This is a genomic window from Arthrobacter sp. NicSoilC5 (genome assembly GCF_019977395.1).
Lineage (GTDB): Bacteria > Actinomycetota > Actinomycetes > Actinomycetales > Micrococcaceae > Arthrobacter.
In genome coordinates, this window is the sequence record NZ_AP024660.1 from 3,535,429 (window position 1) to 3,549,299 (window position 13,871).

Sequence of the window (13,871 nt, forward strand, 5' to 3'; positions counted from 1 at the left end):
AGGCATTGACGCTGCGTCAAGGTCAAGGGCGGCGGACCGTCACCCAACCCGCCGGCCGTGGGGCCTCCGGCGCCTGGCCTGGGCCACCAAACGCGTGAAGGCGAAAACAAAGATGGCCTCGATGAGCAGCATGAGGCCCAGCAGCAGCCACTGCTGCCGGCTGATGAAGACGACGCACCCGGTCAGGGCCAGGATGGTCCCCAAGGCCAGCGCGTAGACGGCGAATCCGACAGCCACCCGGGCGCTGCGGACCCCCGTCCGGAACCCGAAGCCATGCGGCTCCCCGCCGGGCTGTCCGGGGACGCGGTCCGGCGCTGCGGGGCCAAGGGAGTCAAACTCCTCCCAGGGATCCCTGTCCTGGTCCTGTCCGGTCATGAATCAATTATCCCAAATGCGGAAACCCAGAGACGCCGGGTACAAAAACAGCGGCCCCTCCAACCTGGGTTGGAGGAACCGCTGGATGGGGTCCCGGCGTATGCCGGAGGCCGCCGAAGACTTAGAGCGGGCGGATGTTCTCTGCCTGCGGGCCCTTGGGGCCCTGGGTCACATCGAATTCGACCTTCTGGTTCTCGTCCAGTGAGCGGTAGCCGCTGGTGGCGATTGCCGAGTAGTGGGCGAATACGTCAGCGGACCCGTCATCGGGGGCAATGAAGCCAAAACCCTTTTCGGCGTTGAACCATTTAACTGTGCCTGTTGCCATGGCTGCATTCCTTCATGTGACTCTGATTCTCTCCCCGGGGATCGTCCCGGAGTGTGCGGGAGTTAGTCCCCCACAGACCCCAACGTACGGGGCGCAGGCTCTGGGTGCAAGGGTATGCGCCATAAAGTGCCGTCAACGCATGCCCTCGCGCCGGATCGCGGTGGCGATGGCGGCCGCCCTGGTGTCCACCCCGAGCTTGGCGTAGATGTGCGCCAGATGGGTTTTGACCGTGGCCTCGGAGATAAAAAGCCGCCGGCCGAGTTCGCGGTTGCTGAGGCCCTCGGTGAGGAGGCCCAGCAGCTCGGCCTCCCGTGGCGTCAGGACTTCGTCGGGATTGCGGAGCTGCTGGAACAGCCGGGATGCCACCGGCGGGCTCATCACGCTTCTGCCCACGGCCGCCCCCCTGATGGCGGCAAAAATCTCCTCCGGGGCAGCATCCTTCAACAGGTAGCCCATGGCGCCGGCATCCACGGCGCGGACGATGTCGGCGTCGGAGTCGTACGTGGTGAACACCAGGATGGCCTGCCGGCCGTTGAGGTCCCTGATCCGCCTGATCGCTTCGAGCCCATCCATGCCCGGCCCCATGGCAAGGTCCATCACCACCACCGCGGGGGAGAACGCCTGGGCCAGGTGCACGGCATCCTCGCCGGACGCGGCTTCGGCCACCACCTCGATGTCCGGCTCCGTGCTGAGCAGTGCGCGCAGTCCGCTCCTGACTACCAGGTGGTCGTCCACCAGCAGGACGGTGATGTTGTTCATGCGCCCGCCTCCACCGGCAGCTGCGCCGCCACGATTGTTCCGTCGCCGGGGGCGCTCTGCACGGAGAATGTTCCGCCCAGCTGCTCCACCCGCTGCCGCATGGCCCGCAGCCCGTAGCCTCCCGTGTGCGACGGCGGAGCCGCCGCCCCCGGATCGAAGCCGGCGCCGTCGTCGTAAATATCCAAGGTCACGGCGTCCGGCAGGAAGCCCAGCGTTACCGTGGCCGCCGACGCCGCAGCGTGGAGCAGGATGTTCGACGCCGCGCTTTGCACGACGCGCAGCAGGGCGTGGCGAACATCAGGGGAGACCGGCCGCAGCTCACCGGTCACCAGCAGCGTGGTCCCGGGAACGTACTGGCGGGCGGTGGCCAGCAGTGCCTCCGGCAAGGGAACCGATTCCAAACCGGGCGAGGCCAGCTCATGGACCAGGCTCCGGGTCTCCGCCAGGTTCGCGCGGAGCAGGCTGGTGGCCTGGAGAAGGCCGTCACGGGCTGCTGCACTGGGCCATCCACGGCCGGCGGCCTCGAGCAGGAGCAAGCTGCTGGCGAGGCCCTGGGTGACAGTGTCATGGATTTCCCGCGACACCCGCTCCCGTTCGGCAATGGTGCCCGCCCGTCGCTCGCTGGCGGCCAGTTGGCCCTGGGCCAGGGAAATGTCCGCATGCAGGCGGCGCTGCTCCTCGGCGTCGTGCTGTATCCGGTCGTAAATCAATGTCAGCATAACGCCCACGGCCAAGGGCCCCAAAAGCATGGCCAGGTCGGTACCGTTGCCCAGCCGGAACAGGCCGGCTGCGGTGGCGAGTGTGATGGCGCCGGCCAGGACATAGGACGCGGCACCGCGCAGGGCGCTCCTGCAGAGGAAGAAAAGAGCGAAGGAACACCACGCGAAACTCGGTGCAGCCACAACCAGGACCGCCCAGACGGCCACCAGGGCCACCATCCAGGGGGTTCCGCGGCGGTCCTGTACCGAGAGCAGGGCCACGACGGCGTAGAGCAGGCAAGCGGCAACGGCGAGCCCCAGGACCAGGAGATTGTCGGCCGGGGTATGCCGCATGACGTAGCGGACCACCGAGGCCACCAGGAGGACGGCGAAGCCCAGGTGGACGGCTGCTTCGATGCTGCCCGGCCGGCCTGTGGCATTGGGAAGCAGCGGACGGCGGGATCCGGCGCCCTGACCGGCGGCGGCTTGGGCTTGCCCGGTGTGTTGGGTGGTGTTTCTGGCGGGCATGCTGGATCCGGATCTGGTGGCGGGAAGTGCTGCCTTCCATGCTAGGGCTCACGGGTTCTCCCGTGCCTCAGCCTTTTGGCTGATACGGCTGGCCTTTCGTCGGAGCCGGGACCAGACGAAGGCCCGATGCCAGGTCCGGTGTTTCCCGAAAGCATGGATAGCGGCAACACGATCCCTCCCTGACCTAAGGAAACACCTTGAAGAAGTCCACCAAAGCCCTCGCCGCCGCCGCAGCCGGAGCCCTCATGATCACTGCCGGAGCAACGGCTGCCGCCAACGCCGGTACCGCGGGCACTACGGAAGCACCCGTCGTCGTACCTGCCGTTGATGTCCAGCCGGCTCCGGAAACGGTGGTGCAGCAAAACCGCATTGCCGCCGGCGCCTCGGCCCAGGCCGTCACGGCGGCGCTCGCGAAGTGCCAGGCCGACAAGATGCCGTTCGTCACGGTGGCCCTCGTTGACCGCTTTGGTACTGTCCAGGCCTTGCTCCGGGGTGACAACGCCGCCGCCCACACCATCGAGGCGGCAAAGCAGAAGGCCTATACGGCAGCCGCGTTCGGTGCCCCCACCAGCGAGTTGGCCAGGCGCGTCAACGGCAACGGTCCCTCCATCGCGGATCTGCCGGGCACCCTGTTTCTCGCAGGCGGTGTTCCACTGAAGGTCAACGGTGTCTCCGTGGCCGGCATCGGCGTCGGCGGGGCCCCTGACGGCGCCCTGGATGAAGCCTGCGCGGCGGCAGGCGCGGAGGCCATCGCCGGCGCCGCGAAATAGGCTGGACGCGTTGAGGCCCGGCAGCACCGCAGCACTCATGACCGTGGCCGCGCTGGGGTTGCTCCTGGCCGCGTGCCAGGCCAGTCCCGGCCAGCCGCAGGGAGTGGATACCCCGCCGCCCGTTGCCTCGGTCAGCCCCGGTGCCGGGACGCCCGCGCCGCCCTCCTCTGCGTCCCCACCGGCGCTGACGCCCGCGGACCAGGCAAGGCTGGACCAGGACCTTATCGTGGCCGCCAAAGCCAACAACGCCGCGTTGGTGGCCGAACTCATCGGCCGGGGTGGCAACGTCAACGCCAAGGACCCTATCCAGGACTCTGCGTTCCTGTTCGCCGGAGCTGAAGGGCTCAACGACGTCCTGCAGCTGACGCTGGCCTCCGGGGCAGACGTCACCAGCACCAACCGCTACGGGGGGACGGCGTTGATCCCGGCCAGCGAGCACGGACACGTGGAAACAGTGACGATCCTCATCAACGCCGGAGTGCCTGTCAACCATGTCAACAACCTTGGCTGGACCGCCATGCAGGAGGCCATCCTGCTCAACGACGGCGGCCCGCGCCAGCAGGAGGTGGTGCGGCTGCTGCTGGCGGCCGGCGCAGACCCCCGAATCCGCGACCCGGAAGGCCGGACGGCGCTGCAGAACGCTGAGCGGCTCGGCTTTTCAGGGATAGCCGCCGTGATACGCGGCCAGGGTTAGCCGGTCGGGGTGCCGGACCGCCGGGCTTGCCCACCTTTGCCGGTTAACGACGGCGGCGCGCCGCACTCTTGGTGCGACGCGCCGCCGTCGGGCTTTGAATCCGGGGAGATTCAGCGGGCTGTCAGCTCAGACCGCTTCCAGCACGCTCACATAGTTCGCGATGCCCACGCCGCCCATGTTCTGCACAGCCGCCCGCCGTGGCGCCGGGAGCTGCATGTCGCCCGCAGTACCGGTGAGCTGCATGGCGGCGATGACGTGCTGGGAAACGCCGGTGGCACCCACCGGGTGGCCCTTGGCCTTCAGGCCGCCGGAGACGTTGATGGGAAGCTTGCCGTCCTTGAAGACCCAGCCTTCGTTTACTGCCCTGGCCCCCTGGCCGGGTTCGGCCAGGCCGATGGCCTCGTACATGAGCAGCTCGGCGATGGTGAAGCAGTCATGCACCTCGGCGAAGTCCAGGTCCGCCAGGCCGACGCCCGCCATCCCCAGCGCCAGCTGCCAGGACGCGCGGGTGGCGGCGAAGGCGGTGGGGTCCCTGCGGTCGGCGGGGAAAAAGTCGTTGGCCTGACCGAAGCCCGCGAGCCGGACCGGGGCGGTGGCGCCGCCGGTGGGGGAGACGGACAGCACGACGGCGGCCGCACCGTCGGAGACGGGCGAACAGTCGGTGCGGCGCAGCGGGTCCGCCACCATGGGGTTCCTGTCCGAGACGGTGCGGCAGAATTCCTCGCCAAGATCCTTCCGGAGCTGGGCATACGGGTTGTCGACGCCGTTGCGGTGGTTCTTGGCCGCGATGCTGCCCAGTACGTCGGAAACAGGTCCGTGCCGCTTTTCGTAGTGCTTCGCGACCTCGGCGAAAAGTCCGGTGAAGCCGGTGGTGGAGGGCTTGCCGGCCATGTCGTAGTCAGCGCCGAGCAGGGCGGCGCCCACCACGTCTGCACCGGCGTGGGTCATCTTCTCGGCGCCGATCACCAGGACGGTTTTCGCGGTGCCGGCCAGCAGCGACTTGGTGCCCTGCTGGAAGGCGGCCGACCCCGAGGCGCAGGCGTTTTCCACCCGGGTGGAGGGCACGTTGGCCAGGGCCGGGGAGACCTGCAGGGCCAGCGAGGACGGGAACGCCAGCGGCATCATGCCGGAGTTGAACTGGCCCACGTAGATCTCGTCGATCTGCCCGGGGTCGATTCCGGCATTGCCGATCGCTTCGGTGGCCACCTGGACGATCAGGGACTCGAGGGTCTCCTCCGTCAGCTTGCCGAATCGGCTGTGTCCCCAGCCGGTGAGCAGGACATCCTTGCCGAACTGTTCCTTCAGGCTCATGCCGCCACTTCCTCATTCTCGAGCCGGACCTCAAAGCCGGCTTCGGTCTTTTCCCGGATCTCGTCCACGGTGACCCCCGGAGCCAGCCGGGTCAGGGTGAGCTGCCGGCCGCCGTCGTCCGCCTTGTGCAGATCGAAGACGGCGAGGTCGCTGATGATCCGGTCCACGCAGCTGAGCCCGGTCAGCGGCAGCGTGCACTCGCGCACAATCTTTGCGCTGCCGTCCTTGGCGTTGTGCTCGGTGAGGACCACGACGCGCGGGGTCCCGGCCACCAGGTCCATGGCGCCGCCCATGCCTTTAACCATCTTTCCCGGGATGGTCCAGTTGGCCAGGTCGCCGTTGCCGGAGACCTGCATGGCGCCCAGGATGGCCACCTTGACGTGTCCGCCGCGGATCATGCCGAACGAGGTGGCGGAATCGAAGATGCTGCCGCCGGGCAGGACCGTGACGGTCTGCTTGCCGGCGTTGATCAGGTCCGCGTCCTCCTCGCCCTCGTAGGGGAAGGGGCCCATGCCCAGCAGGCCGTTCTCGCTCTGCAGGACCACCCGCACGCCGTCGGGCAGGTTGTTGGCCACCAGCGTGGGGATGCCGATCCCCAGGTTCACGTAGTCGCCGTCGTTCAGTTCCTCGGCCGCGATGGCAGCCATTTCATCCCTGGTCCATCCCATGGGGTTTCTCCTTGGTCTTGTAGCTGTTCCCGTTGACTTAGTTGGGTATTACCGGCGGCACGAACTCGAACGTCATGCCCAGCAGCCACGCGAGCAGCAGCACCACCGGCAGGTGGAACAGGAACTGCTGGAACGTGAAGCCCACCAGGTCCCGGGCCCGCAGGCCCAGCACCGCGAGCAGCGGGAGCATGAAGAACGGGTTGACGAGGTTGGGCAGGGCCTCGGCCATGTTGTAGATCTGCACGGTCCAGCCAAGGTTCATGTTCACGTCCGTGGCGGACTGCATGACGTAGGGCGCCTCCACCAGCCACTTTCCGCCGCCGGACGGGACGAACATGCCCAGGATGGCCGTATAGATGGCGATGATGACGGCGAATGCCCCGTTGCCGCCGATGCTGGTGAAGAAGTGTGCCAGGTGTTCGGACACCGACAGGCCACCGGCCCCCTGGGCCTTGGTGAGGATGGCGGCCATCGCTGCATACAGCGGAAACTGCACCAGGATTCCTGCCGTGGCGGGTACGGCCTTGGTGACCGACTGCAGGAATTTGCGTGGGGTGCCGTGCAGCACCAGCCCCAGCATCAGGAAGACCAGCAGGTATCCGTTGAGTGAACTGACCACGCTGAGGATGGGCAGGGTCAGCAGCTGGGACACCAGCCAGCCCAGGGTCAGCACGCCGGCCAGGATGGGCAGGACCCTGCTGTATTCCAGCCATTCGCCGGGCCGGGACTTTTCGGCCGGCGGTTCGGGCTGGTCATCAAGGTCGACGCCGAGATCGGCCGCCGTCTTCACGCCGGCTCCCGTCGGGGCCGAGAAGTGCGCGATGACCGTGGTCAGCAGCATCAGGATGGCCAGGGTCAGCAGGGACTGCCAGGTGAAAATGGTGGTCCCGAAATCCAGGACGCCGGTGATCTTCAGCAGCGCCGGCGGAATGGAGGCCTTGGTTGCCTGTAGCTGGGCGGCGGAGGAGGACATGCCCAGGGCCCAGACGGCACCCAGCCCCATGAAGGCCGCGGCGCCCAGTGCCCGGTAGTCCACGTGCAGGTCCTTGCGCCGGGCCACGGCCCGCGCCAGGAGGCCGCCGAAGATCAGGCTCAGGCCCCAGTTCACGAACGAGACGGACATGGACAGGACCGCCACGAAGCTGACGGCGGAGCGGGCGGAGCCGGGAACCTGGGCCAGCCGCTCAATCAGCCTGGCCACGGGCGGCGAGGTTGCCACGACGTAGCCGGTCAGTACCACCATGGCCATCTGCAGGGTGAAGGCCGTGAGGTCCCAGAACCCGTTGCCGAACGAATCGACCACAGCCTTGGGTGAGGCGCCGATGGCCAGGGCCGCGATGGCCACCAGCAGCACGCCCGCCAGGGCAAAGATATAGGCGTCCGGGAACCACTTCTGCGTCCACCCGGCCAGCGTTTCAGCCATCCGGGCCAAACCCTTCTGGCGGACGTCCTGGTGGGTGGTCTGCGTGCTGGTCATGAGGGTGTTTCTCTCCATTGAGTACTGTGTTTAAGGGGCTGGCGTGGGTCCGGTCAGGCCGGGACAAGGCCGGTGCGCGGCCGGACGGTGCGCTGCTCGATGTCCTTGACCCGGTCTGTGGCCTGCACCAGCCGCTGGACAAAGACGCCCGGGGTGGCGATGTGGTTCGGGTCCAGGTCGCCGGGCTCCACGATCACTTCCGCCTCTGCAACGGTCAGGATCCCGGCCGTGGCCACCACCGGGTTGAAGTTGCGGGCCGTGTAGCGGTAGACGAGGTTGCCATCGGTGTCCGCGGTGTGGGCGTGGACCAGTGCGACGTCGGCGCGGATGGCCCGCTCCTGGACGTATGTTTCGCCGTCGAAGACCTCGTGCGGCTTGCCTTCGGCCACCAGGGTGCCCACCCCGGTCTTGGTGTAGAAAGCCGGGATTCCTGCGCCGCCGGCGCGGAGGCGCTCAGCCAGGGTGCCCTGCGGGGTGAACTCCACCTCAAGCTTGCCGGCGAGGTACTGCTCGGCGAACAGCTTGTTTTCCCCAACGTAGGAGGCGATCACCTTGCGGACCTGGCCCGCCTCGATGAGGATGCCCAGCCCCTTGCCGTCCACACCCATGTTGTTGGAGACCACAGTGAGGTCCCGCACGCCGGAATCCCGGACGGCTTCGATGAGGTCGGCCGGGATGCCGCTCAAGCCGAACCCGCCGACGGCGAGGGTGATGCCGTCCTGCAGGGACCCTTCCAGGGCCGTGGCGGCAGAAGCCTGGAGTTTCTTCATGACGTCTCCTCGTTGAGCGCGGTAGTCCACTTAGTGGACGCTTGGGATCTGAGTTTGGAGACTACGGGCGCCCGGCAGAACGTGTCAAGAATCACTCGTTTGTGCCTTACAGTATGGACAGTAGGGTGAAAAGCATCCATATTGTGGACAAAGGGGAAGTGATGGCATCGACGCCGGTGCAGGGTGCCCAGGTGGTGGCGCGGATCGCGGAACTGCTGCGGCTGGTGGGCCGCGGCTCGGAGGGGATGCCCCTCGCGGCCCTGGTCCGGGAATCAGGCCTCACGCGCCCAACGGCCCACAGGCTCCTGACATCGCTCGCCGCGGAGGGCTTGCTGGACCATGATCCCGTCACGGGCAATTGGGTCCTGGGTCCGGAAATCCTCCTGATGGGATCGGTGGCCTCGGCACGGTTTCCCATGGAGGACATCGCCCGGCCCAGCCTGCGCCGGCTGGCCCAGGCCACGGGGGAGAGCGCCTTCTTCTCCATCCGCCGGGGCAATGAGACGGTGTGCCTCCTGCGTGAGGAGGGCAGCTTCCCTGTCCGGTCTTTTGTCCTGCATGAGGGCGTCCGCTTCCCGCTGGGCGTCGCGTCAGCCGGGACAGCCATCCTGGCCTTCCTGCCAACGAATGAGCAGGAAGAGTTGCTGGGCCGGTGGCCGGAGCATGCGGGGGCCTTCGCGGTGAACCACACGGCTGACCTGGTCCGGAAGAACCTTGCCCGCACCAGGCTGGCCGGCTACTCGGTGAACCCGGGGCTGGTCCTGGAGGGAAGCTGGGGGATGGGCGCGGCGGTGTTCGACCGTTCAGGGCGGCCCGCCTGGGCGTTGTCACTGACCGGCATTGAACCGCGGTTCAAGGCCGAACGGCAGGAGGAGCTGGGTGGCCTGCTGATGGCGGAGGCCCACAGGATTACACAGCAGCTGGGCGGACGCGCCGACGGCGGGCGCCGGGCCCGCTGAGCCGCCACGGCTGTGCCGGGATACGACGACGGCGGGTCCACCTGTCCGGTGACCCCGCCGTCGTACCCCAAAAGGTGGGGAATTCCTGCCTACAGCCCGGCGCGGGGCTCCACGGGCCCTTCGCCCTTCCACCACGTGTCAAAGATGGTCACCGGCACGGTGCGCTTGTGGCGGGTCCGGAGATACTTCTGCTCGATGGATTCGGCCACCGCGTCCGGGACCTCGCGGCCTTCGAGGTAGTCGTCGATCTGGTCGTAGCTGATGCCCAGTTCGTCCTCGTCGGTGCGGCCCGGCCGGTCGTCGAGCAGGTCTGCCGTGGGCACCTTTTCCCACACGCGCGCCGGTGCACCCAGTTCCGCCAGGAGGGCCCGGTTCTGCCGCTTGTTGAGGCCGAACAGGGGAAGGATGTCAGCCCCGCCGTCGCCGTACTTGGTGAAGAAGCCCGTGACGGACTCCGCGCCGTGGTCGGTGCCGAGCACCAGGTAGTTGAACTCGCCGGCCAGCGCATACTGGGCGATCATCCGGGTGCGGGCCTTGGTGTTTCCCTTGTGGAAGTCGGAGATCTCCGAGCCCACGGTCTTCTCGAACTCGTCCTCGAAACCATCCACCGCCGCCGAGATGTTGAACGTCCATTCGGTCTTGGCCTTGATGAAGTCCAGCGCCGCCTGGGCGTCTTCCTCATCGTGCTGCACGCCGTAGGGCAGGCGGACTGCAACGAAGTTGGCCTCTACGCCCTCGGCCTCAAGCTCATCAACCGCCAGCTGGGCCAGTCTTCCGGCGAGCGAGGAATCAAGTCCGCCGGAGATGCCCAGGACAAAGCCTTTGGTGTGGGTGGCCTTCAAGTATTCCTTGAGGAATGTGACGCGTTTGCGCACCTCCCCTGCGGGATCGATCCGGGGCTGAACGCCCATTTCTTCAATGATCTTGGCCTGGAGTTCGCGCATGGTGTCCAGCCTAGCCAGCGCTGTCAACAACCCTCAACTGTTCCGGTCAGGGCCCTGGGCGGCGTAGCTTAGGTGCATGGAGCGGACGGGATGCGCCGTGGTGGGCGGGGGCCCGGCAGGAATGATGCTGGGGCTGCTGCTGGCACGGGCCGGAGTGCATGTGGCAGTCCTGGAAAAGCACCGTGATTTCCTGCGGGATTTCCGTGGCGACACCGTGCATGCGTCCACCATCCGGCTGATCGACGAACTGGGCCTGGGCGCCGGATTCCGGGCCCTCCCGCAGAGCAGGCTGAGCAACGTCGCTGTCCCGGTCCCCGGCAGCGGGCTGGTCACGCTGGCGGCTTTTGACTCCCTGAAGCCCCCGTACAACTACGTGGCCATGATGCCCCAGTGGGACTTCCTGGATTTCCTCGCCTCGGCCGCCGCCGCGGAACCGACGTTCACCCTGCTCATGGAAACGGAAGCCACCGGCCTGGAGTTCGACGGCGGACGCGTCACCGGAGTGCGCTTCCGGTCCACCGCCGGCGGCGCGGAGGGCCCGGAACAGGTGCTGCACGCCGACGTCGTAGTGGCCGCGGACGGCAGGCATTCAGTGCTGCGACAGGCGGCCGGGATGCGGGCGAAGGAGTACCCGGTGCCCTTTGACACCTGGTGGTTCAAAATCCCGCGCCGCGCCGCCGAGCGCGGCGAAGTCGCCGGGGTGGTCCCCGCCCTGGGGGACCGCGATGCCCTGATCGCCCTCAACCGCACCGACTACTACCAGATGGGATACCTGGCCCCCAAGGGCTCGGATGCCAAAATCCGGGAAGACGGCGTGGAACACTTCCGCCAGCGGGTGGCAGCGCTGCGCCCCGACCTCGCCGACCGCGTTGATTCCATCCGCAGCCTGGCGGACCTGCACTGGCTGGACGTCAGGCTGAACCGGCTGCGGCGCTGGTACGTCGACGGTTTTCTCTGCATTGGGGACGCCGCGCACGCGATGTCCCCCGCGGGCGGGGTGGGCATCAACCTGGCCATCCAGGACGCGGTGGCAGCCGCGGAACGCCTGGCCCCTGATTTGCGCCAAGGGCGCGTGCGGACCAGGACCCTTGCTTCCATCCAGCGCCGCCGCCGCATGCCCACGGTGCTGGTCCAGGCGGTGCAGCGGGTCATGCACCGGGTGGTGTTCGTTCCGCTCTTCGCGGGCACACTGTCCGGCGACATGCTGGCCCGGGTGGGTGACCGGAGGCCGTTCTCCATCCAGCGCCTGCTTTTCTTCATCCTCCGCCACAACCCCGTGGTCAAGCGTGTCCTGCCCCGGGTCATTGCGATCGGGCCGCGCCCCGAGCACGCGCCCGGCTTCGCCCGCCCGCTCACCGTCCCGCCACCCACTAAACTTGGGGCCATGACTTCGCCCACTGACACTGCGGTAGACACCGCGGCTGCCCGCGCCCGACTGCTCGAACTGATCAAGGAACTTGCCGTGGTCCGCGGCAAGGTGATCCTCTCCAGCGGAGCCGAGGCCGATTACTACATCGACCTGCGCCGCATCACCCTGCACCATGAGGCGTCCAAGCTGGTGGGCCAGGTAATGCTGGCACTGGCGGACGACGCCGGCATCGACTTCGAGTGCGCCGGCGGGCTCACCATGGGTGCCGACCCCGTCGGCACTGCAGTGATGCACGCTGCCGCTGACGCCGGCCGGAAAGTTGACGCGTTCGTGGTCCGGAAGGCCCAGAAGTCCTACGGCATGGGCCGCCAGGTGGAAGGGCCGTCCGTTGAGGGCCGCAAGGTGCTGGTCCTGGAAGACACGTCCACCACAGGCGGCTCCGCGCTGACCGCAGTGGAAGGCGTCCGGAAAGCCAGCGGCAACGTCGTGGCCGTTGCCGTGATCGTGGACCGCGATACCGGCGCCAAGGAAAAGATCGAAGCCGAAACCGGCGTTCCCTACCTGTTCGCATTCGGCAAGGACGAGCTGGGCCTGGACTAGTCCCGTGACGGGGCCGGCCCCGGCGGCCGGCTCCGGCGGCCGGCTCCGGGACACCTGGGGGACCGGTGTTGGCCCGCCGCTGGTGGCTGATTTATTATTTGCGTTAACACCTTTCAGTTGCTTGGAGATCCTGTATTTTGCTCCCCCCACAACAGCCTTTGAGCGCGACGGACCAAGTCCAGAACCTCATCCTGGAAAGCGCCGATTTCGAGGACTTCCTCAACGAGTTGGCACGCTTCTCCGCGCACCAGATGGCAGGCGACGGCGACGACGCCCTGTGCGGCATCACGCTGCTCCGCGACCGCAAGGCAGCCACCATCGGCTGGAGCAGCGAAGCGGCGCGGGAAGTGGATGAAATCCAGTATTCCCTCGCCCAGGGACCGTGCTTGTCCGCGGCACAGGAAGAGCGCGAGGTCTACGTCCCGGACCTCTTGCAGGAGGACCGGTGGGGGCCGGACTATGCGGCTGCCGTTGCCTCCCACGGGTTGCGTTCGGTGCTGTCGCTGCCGTTCAACCTGCAGGGGGAGGCCAAGGCCGCGCTGAACCTCTACTCCGACGCCCCGCGCAAGTTTGACGGCCGGGCGGCGGACAGGGCGCGGGACTTCACCCGGGAAATTTCCGAAGCACTCCGGCTGGCTGTCCGGTTCTCGCTGCACGCAGACAGTGCGACGAACCTGCGGGCCACGCTGGAGTCGAGGACCATCATCGATATCGCCATCGGCATCGTCATGGCGCAGAACCGGTGCAGCCAGGAAGCCGCCGTCGAAATCCTCACCGAGGCGTCCAGCAACAGCAACACCAAACTCCGGGACATCGCCAAGTCGCTGGTGGATTCGGTGGGCGGCACCGCCGGAGCGCGTACCCACTACCAGGAACCGGGCAAAGTCGGCCAGGGTCGGCGGGCCTGAAGGCAGGTTGTGCGGAGGCCCGGCGAGGGTTACGCTAGCGGAGGTTGAGCCGTCGGCCATAGAACCTCTTTTGGAGTACCTATGGACCGCGCGCTAGACGCACTCGTTAACCTTGATGTCCCCGCGGACATCGTCCGGATTGAAGTCCGGGGAGCCCTTCACCACGATTCCCGTGCTGAACTGGTCCACATCATCCGCCGCGTCCGGAGGATGGGCATCCGCTGCCGTATCTGCGTCGATCTCTCGCAGGCTGAACTTGTCGAATCATCCGCGCTGGCAGGTCTCCGCGGCGACCTCAACGCCATGGACACCACGTCCCTGCCGGGCGTCCCCTCCGCCGGGGTGTCCCTTCAGCTCACCCCCGCGGCGCACGACTGGACACAATGGGACGCCTCCAGCCTCCGCCCGCTCCTGGTGGATGATGACATCAGGGAGCTTTTCCCCGGCGGTGAGTTCGCAGGTGAGTACCCCCAGTTGCCGGTGATGTGGATCGAAGGGCTGTATGGCCGTCCGCTGACGGAATACACGGAGCAGGAACTGCTGCACGCCAGCGACTCCGCTTTTGCCCTGCTGGATAACCCGGACGCCCCCGACGGCGCTGACCTGCTGGGCCGCTATAACGACATTGGCCTGGAGATCCTTCGCCGCCAGCAGGAACCGCAGGCGCCCTTCCCGGCCACGGAGGGGCAGGCCGCCAGCTGACGCTCAGCGTCACC

Annotated in this window: 15 protein-coding genes and 1 pseudogene; 7 read left to right on the top strand and 9 right to left on the bottom strand. The window is 67.4% G+C overall.

All coding sequences use genetic code 11. The features are described from left to right. Positions 1-39: 39 nt before the first annotated feature. The 4 genes from LDO22_RS16610 to LDO22_RS16625 all read right to left on the bottom strand — a co-directional run bounded on the left by LDO22_RS16610 (position 40) and on the right by LDO22_RS16625 (position 2,685). Positions 40-375 (bottom strand): hypothetical protein, encoded by a 336-nt coding sequence (locus LDO22_RS16610; RefSeq protein WP_224024689.1) that lies wholly within the window; start codon positions 373-375, stop codon positions 40-42. A gap of 121 nt (positions 376-496) precedes the next feature. After that, entirely contained in the window at positions 497-700 is a 204-nt protein-coding gene (locus LDO22_RS16615; RefSeq protein WP_009357211.1) for a cold-shock protein, read from the bottom strand. A gap of 132 nt (positions 701-832) precedes the next feature. After that, positions 833-1,459, bottom strand: coding sequence for a response regulator transcription factor (locus LDO22_RS16620; RefSeq protein WP_224024691.1), 627 nt, complete (start codon positions 1,457-1,459; stop codon positions 833-835). After that, complete coding sequence (locus LDO22_RS16625; protein ID WP_224024693.1) at positions 1,456-2,685, bottom strand: histidine kinase; 1,230 nt, start codon at positions 2,683-2,685, stop codon at positions 1,456-1,458. The genes LDO22_RS16620 and LDO22_RS16625 overlap by 4 nt, the downstream gene beginning before the upstream one ends. Positions 2,686-2,882: 197 nt before the next feature. Between LDO22_RS16625 and LDO22_RS16630 the strand changes: the two genes are divergently transcribed. Together LDO22_RS16630 and LDO22_RS16635 are read left to right on the top strand one after the other, a co-directional pair. After that, a complete protein-coding gene (locus LDO22_RS16630) occupies positions 2,883-3,455 on the top strand; it encodes a heme-binding protein (protein ID WP_201302468.1) in 573 nt (190 codons plus the stop codon). A 10-nt stretch (positions 3,456-3,465) separates the two neighbouring features. After that, a complete protein-coding gene (locus tag LDO22_RS16635) occupies positions 3,466-4,149 on the top strand; it encodes an ankyrin repeat domain-containing protein (RefSeq protein ID WP_224024695.1) in 684 nt (227 codons plus the stop codon). A 126-nt stretch (positions 4,150-4,275) separates the two neighbouring features. On the opposite strand, the gene LDO22_RS16640 is transcribed toward LDO22_RS16635, so the two are convergent. From LDO22_RS16640 to LDO22_RS16655, 4 genes are read right to left on the bottom strand one after another with little or no spacing between them, the layout of a single operon-like run. Further along, complete coding sequence (locus tag LDO22_RS16640; protein WP_159633593.1) at positions 4,276-5,460, bottom strand: acetyl-CoA acetyltransferase; 1,185 nt, start codon at positions 5,458-5,460, stop codon at positions 4,276-4,278. Then, positions 5,457-6,128: a CoA transferase subunit B gene (locus LDO22_RS16645; protein ID WP_159633590.1), complete on the bottom strand. Its 672-nt coding sequence runs from the start codon at positions 6,126-6,128 to the stop codon at positions 5,457-5,459. The genes LDO22_RS16640 and LDO22_RS16645 overlap by 4 nt, the downstream gene beginning before the upstream one ends. A 37-nt stretch (positions 6,129-6,165) precedes the next feature. Then, the gene (locus tag LDO22_RS16650; protein WP_224024697.1) at positions 6,166-7,605 is read right to left on the bottom strand and encodes a TIGR00366 family protein; all 1,440 of its coding nucleotides are present in this window, start codon (positions 7,603-7,605) and stop codon (positions 6,166-6,168) included. 53 nt (positions 7,606-7,658) lie between these two features. Further along, positions 7,659-8,375, bottom strand: coding sequence for a CoA transferase subunit A (locus LDO22_RS16655; protein ID WP_224024699.1), 717 nt, complete (start codon positions 8,373-8,375; stop codon positions 7,659-7,661). A 161-nt stretch (positions 8,376-8,536) separates the two neighbouring features. Here LDO22_RS16655 and LDO22_RS16660 point away from each other — a divergent pair, with 161 nt between their 5' ends. Beyond that, positions 8,537-9,334, top strand: coding sequence for an IclR family transcriptional regulator (locus tag LDO22_RS16660; RefSeq protein WP_224027268.1), 798 nt, complete (start codon positions 8,537-8,539; stop codon positions 9,332-9,334). Positions 9,335-9,423: 89 nt separating this feature from the next. Here LDO22_RS16660 and nadE read toward each other — a convergent pair whose 3' ends face one another. After that, entirely contained in the window at positions 9,424-10,278 is an 855-nt protein-coding gene (nadE, locus tag LDO22_RS16665; protein WP_159633581.1) for an ammonia-dependent NAD(+) synthetase, read from the bottom strand. A gap of 76 nt (positions 10,279-10,354) precedes the next feature. Here nadE and LDO22_RS16670 point away from each other — a divergent pair. The 4 genes and pseudogenes from LDO22_RS16670 to LDO22_RS16685 form a co-directional block, all read left to right on the top strand. Continuing rightward, positions 10,355-11,614: pseudogene (locus tag LDO22_RS16670) on the top strand (FAD-dependent oxidoreductase); the annotation flags it as partial. Between the two features lie 48 nt (positions 11,615-11,662). Next, entirely contained in the window at positions 11,663-12,247 is a 585-nt protein-coding gene (gene pyrE / locus LDO22_RS16675) for an orotate phosphoribosyltransferase (RefSeq protein WP_224027269.1), read from the top strand. Positions 12,248-12,405: 158 nt separating this feature from the next. Beyond that, positions 12,406-13,155: a GAF and ANTAR domain-containing protein gene (locus LDO22_RS16680; RefSeq protein WP_224024702.1), complete on the top strand. Its 750-nt coding sequence runs from the start codon at positions 12,406-12,408 to the stop codon at positions 13,153-13,155. Positions 13,156-13,236: 81 nt separating this feature from the next. Then, positions 13,237-13,857: a hypothetical protein gene (locus LDO22_RS16685; RefSeq protein ID WP_224024703.1), complete on the top strand. Its 621-nt coding sequence runs from the start codon at positions 13,237-13,239 to the stop codon at positions 13,855-13,857. The last annotated feature ends 14 nt before the right edge of the window (positions 13,858-13,871 follow it).